The 23,429-nt window shown below is 44.1% G+C and carries 16 protein-coding genes; 11 read left to right on the forward strand and 5 right to left on the reverse strand.

Annotated elements, in window-relative coordinates:
- The first annotated feature begins 67 nt into the window (after positions 1-67).
- The 3 genes from JMX75_RS05375 (at position 68) to JMX75_RS05385 (ending at position 3,516) form a co-directional block, all read left to right on the forward strand.
- Positions 68-1,027 carry a c-type cytochrome gene (locus JMX75_RS05375; RefSeq protein ID WP_227673145.1) on the forward strand — a complete coding sequence of 320 codons (960 nt, stop codon included), beginning with the start codon at positions 68-70 and terminating at the stop codon, positions 1,025-1,027.
- Positions 1,028-1,225: 198 nt separating this feature from the next.
- Positions 1,226-2,827, forward strand: a complete 1,602-nt coding sequence (locus JMX75_RS05380) for a flavin monoamine oxidase family protein (RefSeq protein WP_201531350.1) — start codon at positions 1,226-1,228, stop codon at positions 2,825-2,827.
- A gap of 44 nt (positions 2,828-2,871) precedes the next feature.
- Positions 2,872-3,516: a c-type cytochrome gene (locus JMX75_RS05385; RefSeq protein WP_201531351.1), complete on the forward strand. Its 645-nt coding sequence runs from the start codon at positions 2,872-2,874 to the stop codon at positions 3,514-3,516.
- A 117-nt stretch (positions 3,517-3,633) separates the two neighbouring features.
- Here JMX75_RS05385 and JMX75_RS05390 read toward each other — a convergent pair whose 3' ends face one another.
- From JMX75_RS05390 to tolQ, 4 genes are all read right to left on the reverse strand, one after another.
- Positions 3,634-4,926 carry a PD40 domain-containing protein gene (locus JMX75_RS05390; RefSeq protein ID WP_201531352.1) on the reverse strand — a complete coding sequence of 431 codons (1,293 nt, stop codon included), beginning with the start codon at positions 4,924-4,926 and terminating at the stop codon, positions 3,634-3,636.
- A 136-nt stretch (positions 4,927-5,062) separates the two neighbouring features.
- Positions 5,063-6,070: a cell envelope integrity protein TolA gene (locus JMX75_RS05395; protein ID WP_201531353.1), complete on the reverse strand. Its 1,008-nt coding sequence runs from the start codon at positions 6,068-6,070 to the stop codon at positions 5,063-5,065.
- Positions 6,071-6,177: 107 nt separating this feature from the next.
- A complete protein-coding gene (gene tolR / locus JMX75_RS05400; protein ID WP_133104210.1) occupies positions 6,178-6,636 on the reverse strand; it encodes a protein TolR in 459 nt (152 codons plus the stop codon).
- Positions 6,633-7,364, reverse strand: coding sequence for a protein TolQ (tolQ, locus tag JMX75_RS05405; protein ID WP_201531354.1), 732 nt, complete (start codon positions 7,362-7,364; stop codon positions 6,633-6,635). The genes tolR and tolQ overlap by 4 nt, the downstream gene beginning before the upstream one ends.
- A gap of 511 nt (positions 7,365-7,875) precedes the next feature.
- Here tolQ and JMX75_RS05410 point away from each other — a divergent pair.
- The 7 genes from JMX75_RS05410 to guaD all read left to right on the forward strand — a co-directional run bounded on the left by JMX75_RS05410 (position 7,876) and on the right by guaD (position 21,733).
- Positions 7,876-9,171 (forward strand): NCS2 family permease, encoded by a 1,296-nt coding sequence (locus JMX75_RS05410; RefSeq protein WP_201531355.1) that lies wholly within the window; start codon positions 7,876-7,878, stop codon positions 9,169-9,171.
- Between the two features lie 809 nt (positions 9,172-9,980).
- Positions 9,981-13,238 (forward strand): bifunctional proline dehydrogenase/L-glutamate gamma-semialdehyde dehydrogenase PutA, encoded by a 3,258-nt coding sequence (putA, locus tag JMX75_RS05415; RefSeq protein WP_201531357.1) that lies wholly within the window; start codon positions 9,981-9,983, stop codon positions 13,236-13,238.
- 11 nt (positions 13,239-13,249) lie between these two features.
- Positions 13,250-13,939, forward strand: a complete 690-nt coding sequence (locus JMX75_RS05420; protein ID WP_011280520.1) for a 1-pyrroline-5-carboxylate dehydrogenase — start codon at positions 13,250-13,252, stop codon at positions 13,937-13,939.
- A gap of 763 nt (positions 13,940-14,702) precedes the next feature.
- Positions 14,703-16,349 (forward strand): xanthine dehydrogenase small subunit, encoded by a 1,647-nt coding sequence (locus JMX75_RS05425; protein ID WP_201531359.1) that lies wholly within the window; start codon positions 14,703-14,705, stop codon positions 16,347-16,349.
- A gap of 166 nt (positions 16,350-16,515) precedes the next feature.
- Positions 16,516-19,086, forward strand: a complete 2,571-nt coding sequence (gene xdhB, locus JMX75_RS05430; protein ID WP_201531361.1) for a xanthine dehydrogenase molybdopterin binding subunit — start codon at positions 16,516-16,518, stop codon at positions 19,084-19,086.
- Positions 19,079-20,062: a xanthine dehydrogenase accessory protein XdhC gene (gene xdhC, locus JMX75_RS05435; RefSeq protein ID WP_227672982.1), complete on the forward strand. Its 984-nt coding sequence runs from the start codon at positions 19,079-19,081 to the stop codon at positions 20,060-20,062. Before xdhB ends, xdhC begins: the two co-directional genes overlap by 8 nt.
- A 213-nt stretch (positions 20,063-20,275) precedes the next feature.
- A complete protein-coding gene (gene guaD / locus JMX75_RS05440) occupies positions 20,276-21,733 on the forward strand; it encodes a guanine deaminase (protein ID WP_227672981.1) in 1,458 nt (485 codons plus the stop codon).
- Positions 21,734-21,893: 160 nt separating this feature from the next.
- Here the strand turns inward: guaD and JMX75_RS05445 are convergent, their stop codons facing one another.
- Positions 21,894-23,066, reverse strand: a complete 1,173-nt coding sequence (locus JMX75_RS05445; RefSeq protein ID WP_181210544.1) for a cupin domain-containing protein — start codon at positions 23,064-23,066, stop codon at positions 21,894-21,896.
- A gap of 131 nt (positions 23,067-23,197) precedes the next feature.
- Between JMX75_RS05445 and JMX75_RS05450 the strand changes: the two genes are divergently transcribed.
- The gene (locus JMX75_RS05450) at positions 23,198-23,383 is read left to right on the forward strand and encodes an NF038104 family lipoprotein (RefSeq protein WP_011513481.1); all 186 of its coding nucleotides are present in this window, start codon (positions 23,198-23,200) and stop codon (positions 23,381-23,383) included.
- Positions 23,384-23,429 lie beyond the last annotated feature (46 nt).

Here is a 23,429-nt window from a genome sequence, read left to right on the forward strand (position 1 = left end):
AGAAGTGATAGATGAAGCGCCAAAGCATAAAACTGACCTACCATTTCCGTTTAATATTCGTGCGCTCATGTTCGGTTGGAATTTTTTAAATGTTCCTTCTACTGAGGGACGTGATGGCCTCAATGAGACGCAGAAGCGCGGTGAATATCTGGTCAATAATCTAGAACACTGTGGTACTTGCCATACTCCACGCAACAGCACCATGGGCTTCGATAAAAAAATGTATTTATCTGGAGTGCAGTTAGGGCATTGGTACGCACCTAATATTACTCCTGACGAGTCAAGTGGTATTGGCAGCTGGAGTGAGCAAGATATCATTACTTATCTACGCACCGGCGAGCTTGATCAGCGCGCTTATGCTGGTGGTCCAATGGGTGAGGCAGTCGCGCATAGTACTCAGTATCTAAAGCAAGAAGACTTAAGCGCGATTGCCTCTTATCTAAAAACAGTACCTGCCATTCAAACCGATGATAAGGTATCTGCCATCGATGTCTCACGTTTGCCTACGTGGGTGAACGAATCTATTACCCATGATTTACTTGCGCAAAAAGATTATTTGGCTCAAGCAAAAACTGCTGTGAGCAAGGGCAGTAATTCACCAGAAGCCTTGTATTTGGCAACATGCGGTAGCTGTCATGGCGTAGACGGTTATGGGCAACCTGATGCACAGTATTCACCCATCGTAGGGCTAAGCAGTCTTCGCCGCGATAAGCCTGATGTGCTCGTCAATATGATTTTGCATGGGGTCGTTGGCAGCACCAATACGTCACCGATTATGCCGGCCTTCTCTGATGAGCTGAGCAGCGAGCAAATTGCCAGTATCGCCAATTATGTACGCATCAGCTTTGGCGGTCTTGCCAGCAGTGATGTGAGTGCAGCCGATATCGAGCGCATCGCTGCCACTAGCGCCGAAAAGCCATTTTTAATTACATACGCAGGCTTGCTGGCGATATTGGGTATTATCGTCGCTATTGCCGTCATTATATTTATTATTCGAGCCATCATACGCTCTAAGTACCGTCACTGATTTGGGTTTCATTTCACCTTTCATTAAACAGCGTAGTAATAAATACTATAAAGCTATGTTAGATACTGATTATAAGACAAGGATTATGGCAATTAGATAGAGCGTTATCGTTTGGCAATTATAGACAACAACACGCCAAGTACATTGATAAAGATGCGTCTACTATCCTGCACCATTGTCTACTTTAAGGATATTATTATGAAAGACATGCTTCAATCACCCACGCGCCGTCAATTGCTTTCAATGATTGGTAAAACAGCGGGCGCGACCGCCATGTATCAAGCAATGACGACCTTGGGGTTTGCTTCAGAGTCCAGTTTTAAAGAAGCAATGGATCTTAAAGGCGCACCTGCTGGCGCGAGCATTGTCATTCTTGGTGCTGGTCTTGGTGGTCTTACTGCCGCCTATGAGCTGCGAAAAGCGGGCTACGATTTCAAAGTGCTTGAGTTTCAAAATCGTGGTGGCGGTCGTAGTTGGACACTGAACAGCGGTGATAAATATACTGAGCTTGGCGGCGAAGAGGTCACTTGTGATTTTGAAGAAGGCAATTATTTCAATGGTGGACCATGGCGTTTGCCAAGCCACCACTATGCCGTCTTTCATTATTGCAAACAGTTCGGTGTTGAGATGCAACCCTTTATCCAAACCAATGACCGCGCTTATTTGCACCGTACTAATCATTTCAATGGCGTACCGCAGCGTTTGGGTGACATCAAAAATGACATTCAAGGTCATGTGGCGGAGCTGCTATCGAAGTCAGTAAACGTGGGTGGTCTGGATCGCTCAGTCAATACTGAGGACAAAGAGAAGCTGCTAGAAGGGCTAAAAGGGTGGGGCGTGCTCGATAAAGACTATCGCTACCGCCCCAGTAATGAGACTACTAAACATCGTGGCTTTAGTGTGTTCCCAGGTGGCGGTTTGATGCCAAATGAAAAGCCGTCAAAGCCATTACCAATCAGTGAGATACTAGATTCAGGCATGTGGGGAGATATTTATAGCAATCACATGACCTATGGACATCAGCCGACCATGTTTCAGCCAGTTGGTGGTATGGGTAAAATCGGTGATGCTTTCACCCGCGAATGTCGCGATATGATTGAGTTTAATGCCAAAGTCACTAAGATTCATCAAGATGATACCGGTGTTACAGTCGACTATGTGGACAGTAATAGTCCCGATGGCGCAACCAAAACCATTCGGGCAGACTGGTGTGTCTGCAACATACCTTTAACCGTATTAACCCAGCTCGATATCAATGTCTCAAAACCAATGAAACAGGCGATGGCAGCGGTTCCTTATGACACTTCCTATAAAGTAGGTTTGGAATTTAATCGCCGCTTCTGGGAAGAAGAAGAGTGGATTTATGGCGGTTTAACCTATACTAATATGCCTATTACCCAAATTGCTTATCCGTCAGAAAATATGTTTAAAGATGGCTCAGGTGTATTGCTTGGTGCCTATGGCTTTGGCGCGACTTCTTATAAGTTTAATACTCTAACACCGCAAGAGCGTATCAATGTGGCGCTTGCCTACGGTAAGTATATCCATCCGCAGTACCCAAAGGAATTCCGCGCCGGAACATCTGTCGTCTGGCACCGTATTCCTTGGACACTCGGCTGCTACGGTATTTGGAGTGAGTCTAGTCGTGAGCAGCATTACGATAACCTATGCAGTATAGACAACCGTATTGTGCTGACAGGCGAGCATTGCTCTCATATTCCTGCATGGCAGGAAGGGGCTATATTATCTGGCATAGATGCCGCTAAACGCTTGCATAAAAAGGCAAAAATGCTGGGTTAATTGCGCCGAAAATAGAGACAATTATTATAAATTCAGAGGCTATCATGAACACTATTATCATGAAAACAACTATCATGAAAAGCATGACACCTAAGATGCTGATGTTTATGCTGTTAAGCAGCAGCGCATTATTAGGCTGTAGTCAAAAAGCAGGCGATGTAGAGACGATAGCCAGTAAACACGATGCTGAGCAAACGGTTGACTATCAAGCAAGTCGCAATACTGGCAGCTGGGGCGCTGTCTATATGAGCCGTGACGAGCTAAAAGCGCAGCCTATCAATGTCGTTGATGATAGCTCATTACCCAATATGGAAAATGATCCTATTATTAGCGAGTGGGAAGCAAAGTTTGAAGGGTCGAATGCCTTTATTACGACCGATGGCAAAAAGCTCTATCATGACTCCTGTGCTGGCTGTCATATGCATAAAGGCGAGGGCGCTTATGGTGCAGGCTATTATCCGCCACTGGCTAACAATAGCAAAATGCAGTCAAAATATTACATCATTAATATTCTGATCAATGGTTTCCGCGGGATGCCATCGTTTCATATGATGATGAATGATGCGCAAATGGCGGCAGTGACTCAATACGTCGTCAGTGACTTAAATGGTTACACGGATACAGTGACCGCTGAAGACGTGGCCAAGCTGAGACATGCCAATCCGCCCGGTTATGATCCAAGTGAATAGTGTTGCTGTGAACAATGTTTCCTTAGAATAAAAGCTAATCGATTTACTCTCATATAAAAAAGCGCCCAATCGATGATTGTGCGCTTTTCTTGGTTAAGACATTACGAATTTCTAGCTCTATCTGGGACTGGCTGACCAGACAGGTGAGCGAATCGTACCTTGCCCAGATTTACCAAAGGCTTCGCCGCCGTTTAGTGATTTGATAGTCAATACGCCCTTACCACCTTGCTTTGATGCATAAACAACACGCTTACCATTTGGTGAAAAGCTCGGTGCTTCATCGATACCAGTATTGCCCAAATTAGCAGTGACCGCGCCGCCGCTGTTCATAACAGCCGCTGAGCGCCCATTTAAAAAGGCAATTTGCGTGCCATCGCTACTAAATTGTGGGCTGGTCGCATAACCACTATTAGACACTTTGGTTGTGCGCCCTGAACCAAATTCATAACGATAAATCTGCGGCTTATTAAATCCAGTCTTATCAGATACAAAGACAAAAGATCTGCCATCAGGGGCGTAGCTTGGCTGTACTTCACTGCTTGGCCAATTGGTCAGTCGTCTTGGTTGACCGCCGCTGGCACTCATCTCATAAATATCAGCACTGCCTTCAAAACTACTCGAAAACAGTATTTTGCTGCCATCTGGCGAGAACGAAGGACTTAAGTTGCTACCAGGGAAAGGCGTCAATGGAGTTGCACCGCCGCCGCTCACGCTTTGCACATAAATAACAGGATAAGATTTATCACGTTGTACTGAATAAGCAATACGATTGCCATCGGGCGACCATGCTGGAGAGAAGATAGAACCTGAAACCTCAGTAATGGTTTTGGCATTTTCGCCATCAGCATCCATGACTTTTAAGCGTGAGACTTTTGCTTTTCCGGCACCAATTTCTTCAATATAGGCAATACGCCCTGAGAAGTCCCCTGGAATGCCGGTAATGAGCTCGTACACTTTATCTGCGATGACGTGACCGGCATAGCGCATGCTGTCTTTATTGTTATCAGCGGTTAAAGTTTGCTTGCCTTCGATCACGCGTCCTGTTTTAACCTCAATCACTTCATAATCGGTCACTACTTTACCGCGGCTACTGCGCGTGCTACCTACGACAAGATAGGGAATCCCTATACTTTGCCAAACCGGTAATGTCCCTGCCAGCTCGCTGCTACTGCGTGGCTGCTGCGGTAGATTCTGACTGGTAACTTTGAGCTCAGTTTTGCTCAAGTCATTGACAATAATAGGTGACAATACGCTATCACCAGCAAAAGGTACAAAAGCCACTTGGTTCTGTTGCACAGGAATCTCGTAATCCAATTCTAAAACGACAGGCGCTGCCAGCACACTTGGCGCGATAAGTAAGCTTGAGGCGCTAGCAAGTAATGATATGAGTAGTTTTTTATGAGTGTGCATGAGTAAGTTAAGCTCCTGAAACAGTATGAGTATCATTTTTATAGGTTATTAGTCCGCCATAAAGATAAGGCAGTCCCTTCTACAGTACAAGCTGTTTAAGGTAACGTTATCAATAATATAAGACATGAGCAACTGATTAATTGCTACCTTTAAACTGTAGAGTAAAGGTCGGGTATTTGGGATCGTCAGCATCGATTGGTAAGCTACCGGTATTTAGTACGGCTTGTTTGGCGGCTTCATTGACAGCTTCATCCGGTCCTGACGCAGTAACATTGGTGATATTACCGCTGGCATTGACCGTAATTGTGAGGGTCGCACGCTGGGTTGAGCCCTTTGCCGCAGTCGGTGGGTTATAGTTACGTCTGATGAGGTTAATGATTTCACTATTACTGGCGCCGCGACTGCCACCTGACGCTGAGCGGCTGTTGCCTTTTGCAGGGCTTGAGGTTGTGCTATCACCGGATAAAGTCGACTGCCCATCGTTTGATAGACTAAGAGTTTGACCTGAACTACTAGAGCCGCCCGTATTGATTTCTATATTTCGGTCGGTAGCAGTTGGGCGCTTAATCTTGGGAGGATTGTTTTGTTTATTGCGGAAATCCCCAAGCCTTTTTTGCTCTTCAATCAGCTGCTGTCGTCTTTCTTTTTCAATTTGGTCATGTTCTTCTAAGACGGATTCGTCTAAGCGCGCGGCCCATTCAGCCATACTACGCTCATACTCTTGGTTTTGCTCAAGCAGGCGTTGATGCTGCTCTTCACTCATTAGCATCGGGCTAGTAGCAGATTCATCCGAGCGTGTGAAGACAGGCACTTGCTGAGAGTTTGGTTGAACAGGGTTTGGAGTGCTGACGCTACCATCAAAGGCTTCTGTTGGCGTAGCTGAACTACTTGAGCCGCTTTCCGCTTGCATGGCACTGGCTGCGGCGGCGCGATTGGCAAGGATTTGACCTTGCATCTCGGCTAACTGTTCAGGAGATACCATGGTCGTTTCAATACTACCTGCGGTCTCAACGTCCATATTTTGGTAGGTATAGATAAGTATACCAATGACAAGACCATGTGCCAGCAAACTGAGCAGCGTGGGTAAGGTTAGCCCATTGCCTTCGGGTTCAGTTGGTACATAAACGGTTGGAGCCTTGTGCATGGTAGTGATACTCAAAAACGTGATACTAAAAGATAAGCTACATCAGATTATCTGCTTTATTATAACCGGCTACACCAAAACGGCTGTTTTTTAATATTATAAAATGATTAAACCGCTGGTGTGGGCAATGGAGCGCCAGTTAATAGTCCAACCTTCTGAATACCAGCTTGTTGCAACGTTGCCATCAAAGTCATGATAGCGCCATATTGATTGTTTTGGTCGGCATTAATCATCACTTGTACTGGTTGCGCACCGGCATCACTGCTTTGACTTTGCAAAGTCGAGAGGGTATCAATCAGCTCAGGCTCACTAACAGGTAAGTCAACATTGCTCTCATAACTGATAAAAATCTCACCGTTACCGGTCAGAGATACAATGACTGGTAGCTGGCTTTGACTCATGGTGTTGGTTTGCTCTTTTGGCAAATCAACATCGACGCCAGTAATCAGCATCGGCGCGGTCACCATAAATATCACGAGCAGCACGAGCATTACGTCGATATAAGGAACAACGTTCATCTCCGCATTCAGTGCTTTTTTTTCACGGCGATAGGGACTTTGTTTCATAGACCAGCCACCTGAGTGCCCTGGTTGGCTTGGCTTACTTGAGTGCTAGGCTGCGGGCTTTCATTACTGGTTTCGCGCTGCAGCATACCCGTCATCTCATCACAGAATAAGGCACGTGAATCATATAATCGACTAGATTTGGCGGTAAAATGGTTATAAGCCAATACCGCAGGAATAGCGGCAAACAAACCCATAGCGGTGGCAATCAATGCTTCTGCAATACCTGGTGCTACAGCGGCTAGGGTAGCCTGTTCATTTTGTGACAAGCCCAAAAAGGCATTCATGATACCCCAAACGGTGCCGAACAGACCAACATAAGGTGCAACGGAGCCGATACTGGCAAGCGTTGTAAGTCCTGATTCCAAAAGTAGCTGCTGACGACCAAGACCCACCCTAAGCTTACGCTCAACGCCATCGATAATGTCATCTTTTGGTTGACGTTTTTTGTGCATTCTTAAGTATTCAGAGAAGCCAACATAGAAAATCTGCTCAAGACCTTGGCGCTCAGGTGAGCCCTGAATACCTTGATACAATTTCGCCAAATCTTCACCCGACCAAAACCAAGCCTCGAACTGTTGGTCAAAGTTTCTGGCAGTGCCAAGCCGCGCACTCATACGAAAAATAATCACCCAACTGAGTAACGATGCTAATAACAATAGAGCCATCACGATCTGAACCAGCAGGCTCGCTTGAGTAATAAGGTCGATAATATTTAAGGATTCAGGCATGTAAAGGACTCATGGATAATTAATAATAGTCATTAAAAATAGGGTGCTCATATTAACCCCCTAGTGTACTGCTAATCTTGGTAAATATCATTAATAATGTGTTAATTACATAATGAGTAGTTTTTTCCTAAAATTTATGGTGACAGCACTATCATTTTATAATATTGTCCATATGGTCAACTATTTTTTGCTCTTTTACTGACAAGTTCATGGCATTCATTGAAATTATTTATTTATTTCCATAGAATGTTATGATTTGTTGCTGTAATTTTTCACAGCGGTTTTATTTTTAGCAAATCTTGTGTGGCTAAAGGATTAAAAACATCATCTCCAACCGTAGTTTATAGCGTCATTTACAGTCGCAATTTGGAAGCGTCATTTATCGTCGCAATTTAGGTGTATTTTTTATGTTTGAGTTAAAAGCGGCATTTATCGTCGCAATTTGGAAGCGACATTTATCAATACCATTTGATAATGATAATTTACTCACTGCAATTTGGAAGCGACTCCTATGAACGCAATTGAACGATATTTTGGAATCAATGGTCAGAACACCACGATCAAAACAGAAATTTTAGCGGGTGTAACCACGTTTTTAACGATGGCTTATATCATATTTGTCAACCCTAATGTACTTGCTGATGCCGGTATGGATAAAGGCGCAGTATTCGTAGCCACCTGTCTTGCCGCGGCCATTGGTTGTTTTATTATGGGTATTTATGCCCGCCTGCCAGTGGCCCTAGCGCCTGGAATGGGACTCAACGCCTTCTTTACTTATGGCGTGGTTTTAGGAATGGGCTATGCTTGGCAAACGGCGCTTGGCGCAGTATTTTTGTCAGGTTGTATCTTTATCCTATTAAGTTTGTTTAAAATCCGTGAAATCATTATTAATTCTATTCCGACCAGTATCAAACAAGGGGTTGTCGCTGGTATTGGTGCATTTTTGGCCTTTATTGCGCTCCAAACCGCAGGCGTTATCGTGAATAATGATGCGACGCTGGTGGGACTTGGTGATATGACCTCGTTTTCACCTGCGATGGCAGCCCTTGGTTTTATTGTCATCGTAGGTTTGTCACATAAAAAAGTACCAGGTGCGGTCACTATTGGTATTTTACTAGTCGCGCTTATCAGTCTGCTCACAGGAAATACGCAGTTTTCAGGTATTATCTCAGCGCCGCCGCCTATTGCACCAACCCTGATGCAGCTTGATATCGCTGGTGCGTTCGATGTAGCCATGATTAGTGTTATCTTTGCTTTCTTATTCGTTGATTTATTCGATACAGCAGGCACGCTGATTGCCACTACCACTCAAGCAGGTTTGATTGGTAAAGATGGTAAAATCCCAAATATGGGCAAAGCATTGCTAGCAGATTCGACGGCGACTGTGGCAGGTACAGTACTTGGTACCTCATCAACAACCAGTTTTGTTGAAAGTGTCTCAGGTATTGCTGCAGGTGGTCGTACTGGTTTGATGGCTGTGACAGTTGGTGTGTTATTTTTACTCAGCTTATTCTTTTCACCACTTGCCGGTATGATTCCAGGATATGCGACTGCGGGCGCTATCTTTTATGTAGCAGTACTCATGATGGAAACATTAAAAGACGTCAAATGGAATGATTTGACAGAAGCCGCTCCGGTTGTGGTAGTGCTATTGTTTACGCCTTTGACCTATTCTGTCGCTGACGGTATTGCACTTGGCTTTATCACCTTTACTGCCATCAAGGTAGTCGCTGGTAAATTCTCTGACATCAGTATTCCGGTTTGGATATTGACAGTAGTATTACTGGCCAAGATCGTCTTTATCTAGATTTTTACATTGACTAATGCTCAATGTTAAGCAAGGTTGATATTGCTGTAGAAATATAGTTTAAGCCCTTCTTATTATTAAATGATAAGAAGGGTTTTTTATGCTTAATTTTCCTATTGTTTCAAGATAGTCGTGCCAACTGTTTGATTCCTAAAACAATTAATCATAAATAGTAAATCAGAAATTATAACCAAAGCGTCACGTTTGTGAATGCGTTAATAACTGTTTGTTTTTTAACACTATTATAATTGGCTAAAATGCATAATATTGTTAGTTTGAAAATTTATTTCATGGTAATATGCGGATATTAAGCGCATCACCTCAATCAACGCCGTAGAGGTTTTTCTTATCAGTGAATCAGCATTGCATATTGCCACTTTATATTGCAAACACTCTCCTTTCACTACGAACAAGAAGAAGGCACTAATGCCGCTTAGTTTTATGTTGTTGCCTTTGTATTGTTGACGTAGTCCGTTGCACAGTCAAACGATCTACTTGACCTTTTCCAGCTTATGCTGGATTTTCTCGTTTTTTAATATTGTCGTGTGTTCTGTTCATTGTTATGTATGTTATCGACGCCGAATCACTCACACTGCTTACTAGCTGATTGTGATTGATTACTGTTTTCGATAGGGTAGATGATAAACCGTTTCAATACTTTAGCGTTACGACGTTGTTTTAGCGCCACAATATTTAAAAGTTTCAATATTTAAAAGTTTCAATATTTAAAAGTTTCAATATCAAAAATTTTCAATGTTAAAAAGCCTCAGCGCATCACTTATGATGGATTTTCAAGTTATGGAGTTGTTATGAACCCAGTAGAGCAATTTACCCCGCAAGAGCCGATTTTATTTAATCCTATTGATTTGTTATCACCAGAATATATTGCTCAGTCATCAACAGAGCTACATACGCGTATATCGCCTTTGTATAGCGTGGATGAAGAGCGCTGGTTGACGCAGTTATTGCCACTTGCCAAACCGACAGATGCCGAGCGTGACAGTGCAGCTACGCAGACGCGTCAGCTGGTTGAGCATGTGCGCAATGATGGTAAAGCGGTAAAAATGGTCGACTCATTATTGCTTGAGTACAGCTTGGATACCCAAGAAGGTGTTTTGCTCATGAGCTTGGCGGAAGCCTTGATTCGTGTGCCGGACAATTATACGGCTGATGCGTTGATTCATGACAAGATGAGCGTCGCTGACTGGAAAAAACATCTAAAAAATGACAATGGTTTTATGGTCAATGCCTCAACGTGGGGCATGATGATGACAGGTCGTGTGGTGAGCATCGATAGTGAGACCACGGCATCTGGATTTTTGGATCGTATGACCAAAAAGATGGGTGAGCCTGTTATTCGTAGTGCTATGCAAAAAGCCATGCGTATCATGGGGCACCAGTTTGTACTTGGCGAAACAATTGAAGGCGCTAATAAAAATAGCCAACCGTATCGCAATAAAGGTTATACCTACTCATTTGATATGTTGGGTGAAGCGGCAATTACTCATAAAGATGCTGAAAAATACTTTAATGATTATTTGCATGCTATCAAAGCCACTGCAAGTGTGAAAGTTAAAGAGGGCATGCCGAAGCCATCAGTTTCGATCAAGCTGTCTGCATTGCATCCGCGTTATGAAGCCACGCAAGAAGCGCAAGTCATGGGGCTGTTGCGTCAACGCTGCTTACTGTTAATTGAAGCTGCGCGTGAGGTGAATGTTGATATCAGTATTGATGCCGAAGAAGCCGATCGTCTTGAGATATCGCTAAAACTATTTGAGTCTTTATATCGCGACAATCTAACAGCGGATTGGGATGGTCTTGGCTTAGTTGTACAAGGTTACTCAAAGCGTGCAATTGCTATTTTGGCTTGGCTGGCACGCTTGGCAACTGAGGTTGGCGACCGTATTCCTGTACGTCTAGTAAAAGGCGCTTATTGGGATACAGAAATCAAGTTGGCGCAGCAAAAAGGTCTCTCAGGCTATCCGGTCTGGACGCGTAAAGAAGGCACGGATACCGCTTATCTTGCCTGCGCGCGTTTCTTATTATCAGAGCATTTGCGTGGTCTTATTTGGCCACAGTTTGCAACGCACAATGCGCACACGCTTGCTTCAATCATGACCATGAGCTCGCACAGAGACTTTGAGTTCCAGCGTCTGCATGGTATGGGTGATGCGCTTTATGACCATATCTTACAAGCTTATCAAATTCCTGTGCGTATCTATGCACCGGTTGGCGCTCATAAAGATCTGCTGCCGTATTTGGTACGTCGATTGCTCGAAAACGGTGCCAATAGCTCGTTTGTCCATCAGTTATTAGACAAGTCTTATCCAATTGATAAGCTAACTGTACATCCGTATGACAAGCTATTAACCAATGCAACGCTACATAATCCAGATATTCCATTACCGTTAGCTATCTATGGCGCACGCCGTGCCAGCTTTGGTCCCAATATCTTTGTAGAATCGCAGTGGATACCGTTTAAAGCAGCTATCGATACGCATATACACAAAACATGGTCTGCGACTTCTGTTATTAATGGCAACGCAGTCAATGACAATACGGTAGATGGCGACACTCATCAGCTTGACAAGCAAGCTATATGTGCGCCTTGGAACCATGAAGTCATTGCCGGTGAAGTCGTCTATGCCAATGCTACTATCGCACAGCAAGCAATTGCGGCGGCAGTCGCTGGACAAGGCGAATGGCAAGCGGTTGCTGCTACTAAACGTGCGGCTATATTGCGTAAAATAGCGGACTTATATGAAGAAAACTATGCAGAGCTGATGGCATTATGCCAAGTTGAGGCAGGTAAAACCTTACAAGACAGCATTGATGAAATCAAAGAAGCGGTTGATTTTTGCCGTTTTTATGCTGATGAAGCTGAGCGTTTAGATGATGTTATTTATGAGTTTACCGATTTGGCAGGCAAGCCGTCGCGTCAAGTTTATAAAGCACGTGGCACCTTTATTTGTATCAGCCCATGGAATTTTCCATTGGCTATTTATACCGGTCAAGTAGTTGCAGCACTGGCTGCAGGTAATACCGTAGTGGCAAAACCTGCCGAACAGACGAGCTTAATCGCTCATTTCGGTGCGCAGCTTATGTATCAAGCTGGCGTGCCAGTAGAAGCATTGCAACTCGTGATTGGCGCGGGCGACGTTGGTGCTGCATTGACTGCTGCGGACAATATCGCAGGTGTTATCTTTACAGGTTCGACCCAAACGGCACAGCGCATCAACCAAAGCCTAAATGCCCATGCTCAAGTCAGCGGTGAGCTGCCTGTCTTTATCGCCGAGACTGGTGGACAAAATGCCATGATTATGGACTCAACGGCATTGCCTGAGCAAGTGGTTAGAGATGCGGTATTATCTGCCTTTGGTTCAGCAGGTCAGCGCTGTTCAGCATGTCGTATCTTATGTGTACAAGAAGAGATGGCAGATGATTTGATTGAGCTATTGCAAGGCAATATGGCTGAATTAATCGTTGGCAACCCGCTATATGCGACTACAGATGTAGGTCCTGTGATTGATATCGATGCCAAGCGCGGACTTGAAGCGCATATCGAACGCATGCGTACTGAGCCAACGGCTACTATTTTGGCGCAGACACCGATGAGTGACAGCTCAGAAGTCAGTCAAGATCAAGCAACGTTTGTATTGCCAACGGCGATAGAAGTAAAAAGTATCGATGTGATCGGCGGAGAGCATTTTGGTCCTATTTTGCATGTACTGCGTTATGAAGCACGTGATCTAAATAAGCTGATTGATGCGATCAATGCGACGGGTTTTGGTTTGACCTTGGGCATCCATAGCCGTATTGAAAACACAGTAGAGCATATCGAGCGCCGTGCCTTTGTCGGCAATACTTATATCAACCGTAACCAAATCGGCGCGGTTGTCAACGTACAGCCGTTCGGTGGCTGCGGTCTATCGGGCACAGGTCCCAAAGCAGGTGGTCCACATTATGTCGCCCGTCTGATGAGCTTAACGACAGAACAGTTGGCTAATGAGCAAGTGGCTCTGATAGACAATACCGCTGCAACCAGTACTCAAACAATAATCGCATAAGGAGTAGCACTATGGCGACTGAATTCAAAAAAAATCATGGCCAAGTTTGTGAAACTTGGCGTTTGCTTGGCGCAGTGAATCGTGCCACTTATCTGCAAGAAGCCGCACCAAGACTGGCATTATTGACCGGTGATGCCAATAAGGCAAAGCGTCTGTTCAATCATTTATTGAGCGCCGCACCCATGCTTGACGAAGAGCACCGTATGACTGGTGCGACGGGCGAGTCAAATGACTTGTACGTGACAGGTCGCGGTAAGACGATGGTTGTTGGCGGCGAGTCTGCTCGCGCGATGGCGGTACTTGGGCAATTGCTAGCAGCATTATTAACGGGTAATGAGGTGATATTGCATTGCCCAAGCCAAGATGAGATGTGCATTGAAGCGGCAAAAATCCTCTATGAGAGTGGCATCAGTGATGATGTGCTGAGTGTCGCCAATGACTCGCAAACCGTCACGCTTTTATACATCGATCGCCTTGCGCAAGTGGCTGTTTCTGGTAATCGGCAAGAGGTGCAAGCGGTCAGTCAAGAGCTTGCCAAAACTGATGGTATGTTGACGCAAGTTATTAGCGTCACTGATATGGACGGCTTATCAGAGATGCTAACGCCTGATTATCTATACCGCTTCGTCACTGAGCGTGTAAAGACCATTAATACCACTGCCATTGGCGGAAATGCAAGCTTGTTAGAGCTTGGCACATAGAAGTAACAGCAACAATTTAGTACAGGCAACCAATAATCTCATAAGAAGTTAAAAGATTAGCTTATTGCCAATAAAGAAATAGCTCGAATAGTAAAAATGACGATCAGTCATTATTCCCAAATACTTGGTGAGTAATTGCTGGTCGTTTTTTTATGCTTAAATTTAGAGGTAGGATAGGTAGGTATTTTAGTAAATACTCACTTTAGTAATGAAGTTTCTTGGCTTTTCAACCAAAATAAGGTATTTTTTGAGTTGTAAGTTAAACAAAGATGGTGATAATATAAGTTAACCGTTTAGTCAGCAATTATTCACTAAATGGTTAATAAATCCCTTTAACACGGAACGTTGACGTAAGCTAAGCCTCGAAAGCATGTTTTAACGGTGCTTATATTCCTCGATTTTCCAATAGAGTAGTCGTCATTAAGACGATACCCAAACCCTTGATAATGCTTTTGTATTTACTAAAGATGCTCATACATTATAGGTAAATTAAAAAGTTCAAACCGCAAACAGATTAAGCCTGAGCAAGTCAGTAGTCAGATAGGCAGTCAGCTTATTCAATACAGTTATAACTCTCAGTATTGATGTAGGTATGATGATCATCATCGTATAAATTTTATTAACATGGTAATTAAGTACTCACTTAAGGGCAGCGCATTTGCATGCAGTTATCCTTTAAGATACTGATTGTTAAGATTTTATGATTCGATTAAAGATAAAGCAGTTTTTTATCTTCCTTTTATTCTGACAGCTGAGCATTGCTATGATTCATTTTTATTTGAACGGTCAATATAAGCAATTAACTGACCTCAATCCGAATACCACGGTGCTTGAGTATTTGCGCTTGCACGAACGCCAGACTGATACCAAAGAAGGCTGCGGCAGTGGCGACTGCGGAGCCTGTACGGTAATGGCGCAGCGCTTACCTAGCAGTGGTGAAGATTTTTCTGAATTGCCTTTTTATACCCTTAACGCCTGTATCACGCTACTGTCATTGATGGATGGTCATCATATAATGACGTCAGCTTATATCGCGGACAATCCTGAACATCATCCAGAACGTGCTTTATTGCACCCAGCGCAGCAAGCAATGGTCGAATGCCATGGCTCGCAGTGCGGGTTTTGTACGCCTGGATTTGTGATGACGCTGGCCAGCACCTACGAGAATCATCGTCTGCAAGTCGCAAAGGGAACCATTAAAGATGATTTAAGCTACGATGATATCGTGGCTTCAATTGGTGGGAATCTTTGCCGTTGTACAGGCTATCGTCCGATTATCGAGGCTGGTTTGGCAATGAGTGAGATTGGTAGACAACGCGATGCTGATCAGACGATCGCCAAAGACTTGACCATCAGTTTAGCGACAGATGCGATGGCAAATAGCAGACAAACCGTTTCAAGCGAAATGGGCACTATTGAGCCTGCACTTACTCAAGGGTCACGTAAGTTATTCATTCCACAGTCTGTTGCTGAGCTCAATCAAGTGCTCGCTGCCCATCCAAAAGCGACCATTTGGGCAGGTGGTACGGACTTAGGTTTGAGTGTGACGCAACACTTGGTTGATCACGATATTATCGTACAACTGTCAGCGATTGACGAGCTAAAATCTTGGTCACTACAAGCGTTAAGCTTAAATACCGATGAGCAGTCTAAAGGCGATAGCGAAGTAGAGTCTTTAGTATTGGGTGCTGGCATGAGCTATAAGAGCATGCTGCCTGCGCTTGAACAGCATTTCCCTGCGTTTGCCAATTTGTTTGAACGTATTGCTTCTCCGCAAATCCGTAATATGGGCACTATCGGCGGTAACGTTGCTAACGCTTCACCGATTGGCGATTTGCCTCCCATTCTATTGGCATTAGATGCTCATATTCATCTGCGTCATTGTGCTGCTAGTAACAGCGCTACTGACAATATCAATGTTAATAATGTCCATTCAAATCAAGTATCTAGTATTGATGAAATCATTCCTTTATCTAAATTCTTTTTAGATTATAAAAAGACCAAACTACGTGCTGGTAGTTACGTGGTTGCCCTTCATATTCCGCTAATGCAAGATCATCAGTATCTCTATATTCATAAGATTAGTAAGCGTTACGAAGATGATATCTCAGCGTGCTTGCTTGCTGCGCGACTTGATTTGTCAGCGGATGGCATGACTATCCAAAATGCAAAATTTGGACTTGGCGGCATGGCGGCGATACCTTTATTGGCAGCAGAATGTCAGCAGGCACTAATTGGACAAGCAGTAAATGTTGCCAGTTTCGAGCAGGCAGCACAAAGGCTACCTAATGATGTCTCGCCGATGACCGATGTGAGAGCCAGCCGTGAGTATCGTATGCATGTGATGCAGCGGTTAATCATTAAGTGTGGCAAGCAATTGGTTGCTGATGTGCAAACGGTAGATGCGTAAGTAAACATATAGCAAGTAAGCTCGGCAAGAGCTAAATAGACGGCCCTAGCGTTTGAACTTGCTTGATTATGCTAACTCACCTAACTTTCGCATCGCTAAAAGATACAGTCAAAACGCTATTGTTAGAGAGATAGGTTTTGCTAAAAATATAAGAGAGAGAGCCATTATGAGCCACCATTCTTCATTATTTGATAGCTACAGTACCCGCAGACAGCGTCCACCAAAAGACAAGATTGGCACCCAAGCAAAGCATGACAGTGCTATTAGTCACGTTATGGGCACTGCCACTTATGTGGACGATATGCTAAAACCACAAAACACCCTGCATTTAGCAATTGGTAAAAGTGCTCACGCGCATGCTCGTGTATTGAATATGGATTTGAGCGCCGTACGAACAGCAGACGGGGTCATCGATGTCATCACCTTTAAAGATTTACCAGCCAAGACTGATATCGGAGCAGTGTTTGATGGCGACCCACTCATGGTCGATCAGATCACAGAATATGTCGGTCAAACGCTATTTACGGTGGTTGCCACCAGTCACCGTGCAGCAAAAAAAGCCGTGCTCAAAGCCATTGTGGAATATGAACCGCTGTCCGCAATCCTCACTATTGATGAGGCGCTAAAGCAAGAGCAGTTTGTACGTCCAAGTCACTTTATGACGCGCGGTGATGCTCAGGCTGAGCTTGAAAATGCACCTACTCGTATTGCAGGGCATATTCGTATGCTAGGGCAAGAGCATTTTTATTTGGAAGGGCAGGTGTCATACGTCATTCCTTGCGATGATGGTGGGCTTGAAGTCTATACTTCCTCACAGCATCCGAGTGAAGTGCAGCAGCTGGTCGCCGAAGTGGTCGATTTACCTTTTCATGCCGTGACGACAGTTGTGCGCCGAATGGGCGGCGGCTTTGGTGGTAAAGAAACGCAAGCCGCGGCATGGGCGTGTCTGTGCGGTATCGTTGCCAAACGCCATAATGTGCCAGTGAGTATGCGCTTAGACCGTCAAGATGACATGGTCGTAACTGGTAAACGTCATGAATTTGCCAATCGCTACGATGTCGGTGTCAATGATGCTGGTCAAGTGCTTGGCGTTGATATGCAGCTATCAGGATTGTGTGGCTATTCACCAGATTTGTCCGATGCCATTGTCGATCGGGCGATGTTCCATTGTGACAACGCTTATTATTATCCAGCGGCTCAGATCGCTGGTCATCGCTGCAAGACACATACGGTATCTAATACCGCTTATCGAGGTTTTGGTGGCCCACAAGGTTTGCTGACCGCTGAATATATGATGGATGATATCGCCTACAGTTTGGGCAAAGATCCTCTGCAGGTACGTTTGGCAAATCTATATCAAAATGGTCAAAGCACCCATTATGGGCAGCCAATTGAGCATTTTGATTTGGCGACTATTATGCAGACGTTAGCTGATGATAACGATTATGCTAAGCGCCGTGAGCAAATCACAGCAGCTAATCAAAAAGCTGAAGCTGAGGGCAGTGACAAACGTTTTGGTCTGGCTTTAACGCCGGTCAAATTTGGTATCTCATTTACGGTACAGACGCTAAACCAAGCGGGTGCTTTGGTTCATATCTATACCGACGGTACCATTCAAATCAATCACGGCGGTACTGAAATGGGGCAAGGGCTATATATTAAGATTGCCCAAATCGTTGCCAATGAATTCGATGTAGATTTAGATACCGTAAAAGTAACCGCAACTCGTACCGATAAAGTGCCAAATACTTCGCCAACAGCGGCGTCGTCAGGTACTGATATGAATGGTAAAGCAGCACAAAATGCCTGTATTACTATTAGAGATCGCTTGGTTGAATTTGCTACTGAACATTTTGACGTAAGTGCAGAGGATGTCAAATTTGAGCGCAATCATGTCCATATCGGTGATAAAGAAACACTAACCTTTGCTGAAATGGTGTTACTCGCATATCAGCACCGCGTTAGCTTATCGTCTACTGGCTACTATAAAACACCAAAGATATTTTATGATCGCTCAAAAGCATGGGGTCGCCCATTCTTTTACTTTGCCTTGGGTGCCTCTTGTTCTGAGGTTGAGATTGATATTTTAACGGGTGAATATAAAGTATTGCGCTGCGATATCTTACACGATGTTGGGCAGTCGATTAATCCTGCAATTGATATCGGTCAGATTGAAGGCGGTTTTGTTCAAGGTATGGGCTGGCTTACTGCTGAAGAGTTGGTTTGGGATAAAAAAGGAAACCTTGCGTCAAACAGTGCCGCCAATTATAAAATTCCAACGGCGCATGACTTACCAAAACAATGGAGCGTCAAACTGTTCGAGCGTAAAAACGAAGAGCAGACTATTTATAACTCCAAAGCCGTTGGCGAACCGCCATTTATGCTTGCCGCTAGCGTTTGGTGCGCGATTAATAACGCGATTGCAAGCTTAGGTAATTATCAGAGAAACCCTGAGCTGACCATGCCGGCAACGCCAGAAGCGGTATTAAAATCGGTCATGCGCATGCAGGGTCAAGCGTGGGAAATCACCTCTAAAGCGGATACAGACACGATTACTAGCCTAACAGTAACCGATGATAATTGCGGTATTGATGATGATAAAGTCAAGCTGCAGCAAGTCGCACACGGTAAAGATATTAATCCAACAGAAGTCGAAGGTAAGCTAACGGATGATCAGCCTGAAGCGATACAAAACCCAAATGTATCAACGGCTCGCGGACCGGCACATAGTGAATAAGTCACTAATCACACCGATGCCACCAACAAAGTGGTATAACGGACTGGCGCAATATCAGCAGCAAGGTATTGCGCACGTTTTGGCGACGGTCGTTGCGGTGAATGGCTCAGCACCTCGTGAGCTTCAATCCAAAATGATCGTGACGCTTGATGCATGTTGTGACACCTTAGGCGGCGGTAGCCTTGAACATGACGTGACGATAACCGCTAGGCAATTGCTAAATGGTGAAATTAATGCCACTGACGCTAGAAGCATGCAACCGTTAAAAGAAGGTAAGTCTGCAAAGGCGCAGGCAGTACGCCGCGATGCCGTTTATACCAAGCATTATCCATTGGGCGCTACATTGGCTCAATGCTGCGGCGGTAGCGTCACGGTCATGTTTGAATGCTTTAATGTAACGCCGCCCATGTCGTTACTGGTGTTTGGTGCAGGGCACGTAGCAGCTGCGCTAATGACCATTCTTGCTGAGCTACCTTGTCAAGTCGACTGGGTAGACAGCCGAGCTGAAATGTTTGAGCGTTATCTAACCCATAATCCGGATACTGTAGAGGGGCAAGTGACTTATCAGTTGCCTACTCACATTCGCCCGCATATTGATGAAGATCCAGTCGATTTTATCCAACCGTTTGTCGCTAAAAGCATTCAAAGCACTTTGAATGCATCAACAAAAAAGGGCACTCAGTATTTTATTTTGGTCATGACTCATGATCACAGTCTTGATTTTGATTTGGTACGTGCCGCGCTTGATACTTATGGGAAAACTGGCATAGATAGCAGCTTAGTGCCTTATCTTGGCTGTATAAGCTCAGCGACCAAAGCCAAGCGTTTTAGAGATCGCTTACTACAGCGTGACTACAATGAGCAAATAGTCGATAAATTGACCATGCCAATCGGTCTTAATACTGGCGGAAAAGAGCCAATGGCGGTCGCTATCTCTATCGCGGCGCAAATGATGCAGCTTTATCATGATTTATAACTAACATTTATCTCAATTAAAAAATTTTTAATTCTCTATTTATCTGTCTGCCTTAAATGCATTAAGACATCGTTCTTAGCTTCGTCAGCCGTCATACGAGATAGGCTGCGCTCAGTAACTTTGTGCTTGTATTTCTTTGATTGCATTAGGGTAAACACATAATATGGATGAATTTTTAACCAAAATACTTATCTATTATTGTGAGATTTTTTTATGACCATACATATTTATCAAGCACAATTATTGCATTATTTAACGGAAGAGAATCTGGCGGCAAGAGCCAAGCATACCCATGTAGAGACGGCTGACTTAACTAATGATAGTTTAACCAATGCTGAGCGTCCTAGCATTACGGTGGTCGATAAAAACGTTACTTTGCTGCCAGTGGTGGCAGGCGTCAAGGTTTATCCTGAATATATCGCTAATGGTGCCTTGGTGGTCGATGATGCGACTGGTCGCGTCGTAGATTATGGCAGCTGTGCGTCAATGATGTCGCAGTACGGCAACGCCAGTCGCCAAGAGGGTCAAGCGCCAGTACAGATTCATGATTGCCAAGATCAGCTTATCATGCCAGGCTTTATTGACACCCATGTGCATTATCCGCAAATAGATATGATTGCTGCGTTTGGCGAGCAATTACTTGATTGGTTGAACAATTATACCTTTGTGACCGAAGCCAATTTTGGTGATACAAAGATTGCTGATGATACCGCAAAATTCTTTTTAAACCAGCTGCTTGCTAATGGCACAACAAGCGCCTTGGTATTTTCAACCAGTCATCCGCAGTCAGTAGAATCATTCTTTAACGAAAGCTGCCGTCTGAATACTCGTATGATTACGGGTAACGTATTGATGGATCAAAACGCGCCTGAGCATCTGTGTGTGCCAACAGAGCAGGGCATCCGTGATACCCAAAATATCATCGATAAATGGCATGAGCGCGGACGTCAGCATGTGGCGATTACGCCAAGATTTGCCATTACGTCAACGCCAAAACAATTACAAATGACCGGTGAGCTGTATCGTAGTTATGATAGTGTTTATCTGCAAACACATCTGGCTGAAAACCTTGATGAAATCGCTTTTGTACGTGAGCTTTATCCCAATCATAAAGGTTATTTGGACGTTTATCATGATATGGGCTTACTTGGCAGATATACGACGTTGGCGCATGGCATCCATCTCTCGACATCAGAATATGAAGTGCTACGTGATACTGGCACCCAAATAGCCCATTGCCCGACGTCCAATTTATTTTTAGGCAGTGGACTGTTTGATTTGTCCAAAACTCTAAGCTATACCGGCGTTAGTATCGCAACCGACGTGGGCGCAGGTACTAGCTTATCGATGCTGACCACTTTAGCAGAAGCCTATAAAGTTCAGCAATTACAGAGTAATCCGTTATCAGCGCATCAAGGGTTATATCAAATCACGTTAGGCAACGCGCAGTCATTGTTGTTAGACGATAAAATCGGTAACTTTATGCCCAATAAAGAAGCAGATTTTGTGGTGATAGATATGGGTGGCACTGATTTAATGGAGCGCCGTATGACACAGACCAAGTCACTTGATGAGCAGTTATTTGTGCTGATGATGTTAGGTGATGATAGGGTGATTGAAGAAACAATTATCGCTGGCGTGAGTCGTTATAAAAAAGCGGTTGCTGCATAAAGGGAAGTATTAAAGGTATTTTTTTGCTTAAGTTAGAATGTTTACATAAAAATCAGCGCCTATTTATTAAGACATTTAAATCTTAGTAAATAGGCGCTGATGGTTTTTAAATAATGCTTAATAGCCAATGTGCTATAAAAACTGGCTAATAACTATGGCATTACTCTGGATGATTCATCCATATCCAACCATTCTCTAACCATTCCATCACTTCATCAGGGTCAATCCCTTCCATATCGTCAAGGCTTAAATGCTCGCCATTAGATAAGCGTACCAGTAGTGCTATCGATGTTTCATGCAAATCATCTAGGCGTTGCCCATTGGCATATAAAACGATGTCATTATCCGCCTGGGTGTATAACAAACGATTGCTATAATCTGCTTGCAACGTCGCGCCAGTTGCCAATGCTGCTATCATCTCATCAGTCGTCAGCGACTCTTCAGGGACAAGCACATCATATTGACGCTTGCTGACCACTTCAGACACGGCTTGGCGAATAATCGTATCACCGCGCTCAGATTGGAGGAGTTGTAATAATTGAGTTTTAATCGCCTCAATGCTGTCAGTCTTTAACTCCCCTGACGCTTGCATAGCTTGTGGTAATAACATCGGTATAAATAAAGCGCTGTCATTGGTCGCGACATCGGCAAGGCTGTCAATGATTTGCATCAAGTTTGGACGACGGCAGCCAAAGGAAAAGGTTAGGCAATCATCTTGCGCTACGCCAAAATGTGCTAATTTTGGTGGCACGTATAGCACATCACCGGCTTCTAAGATTTCATCAAAGATAATCTCGCCCATATCATCAAATAGACGTATCGGCTCATCGGCAACAAATTGGGTCTGCTCATCACAAAACTTACCTAACTGCCAACGTCTAGAGCCAAACCCTTGCGCTAGAAATACATCGTAATCATCATAATGCTTGCCAACCGAGCCGCCTTTTGGCGCATAAGACACCATAATATCATCGCGCTGCCACTGCGGTATAAAATCAAGCGCCTGCCATAATGCGCCAAGTTCCGGCGACCATTGCTCAAGATTTTGTACCAGTACTGACCATTGCTCAGGTAAGTTATCAAAGTCGGCTTCAGTTAGTGGGTTCTTTTTAAGTTGCCATTGCGGCTGACCTTCTTGTTTGCTCGCAGCTTGAGTCAGTAGCCTTGCAGTAGCGTCTTCATCTATGGCTAAGCCTAAGATATCTTCCGGCTCAAACATACCAATTAATTGCGGTAAGCCTTGCTTAATCAAGAGGGGTTTTTTTTGCCAATAATCGTTTAAGAATTGCTCAGGAGTAATGGTATTCGGTAAACAAAGGGGGATAGAAGTCATGGATAAATCCGTATGGTTAACTGGTTATAAGATTAATAGAAATGATGGCTTTATAGGCAGGATTTATTAGTTTATGATTATTGCTTATCTGATGACTGTCATCAGAGCCTATAATTATTCTTAGGACATTTATGAAAAAATTGCATTTTATCGTTATTATTGCCAGTATGTTTTTGCTGCAAGCTTGTGTACATAAAATTGTTACTGTACCTGCTAAAATCGCTTATAAAACCACTAAAGGTGTGGTTAAAGGTACGGTCGCTGTGGGTAAAGCTATCATACCGGGCGATAGCAGTGATAAAGACGATAAAGAATAAAAACCTCACCCATCAACTATGTATTTTAAAAAATAATAGTGTTTAG

Source organism: Psychrobacter sp. LFX-11D, assembly GCF_904846475.1.
In the GTDB taxonomy this organism is placed as follows: Bacteria; Pseudomonadota; Gammaproteobacteria; order Pseudomonadales; family Moraxellaceae; genus Psychrobacter; species Psychrobacter cryohalolentis.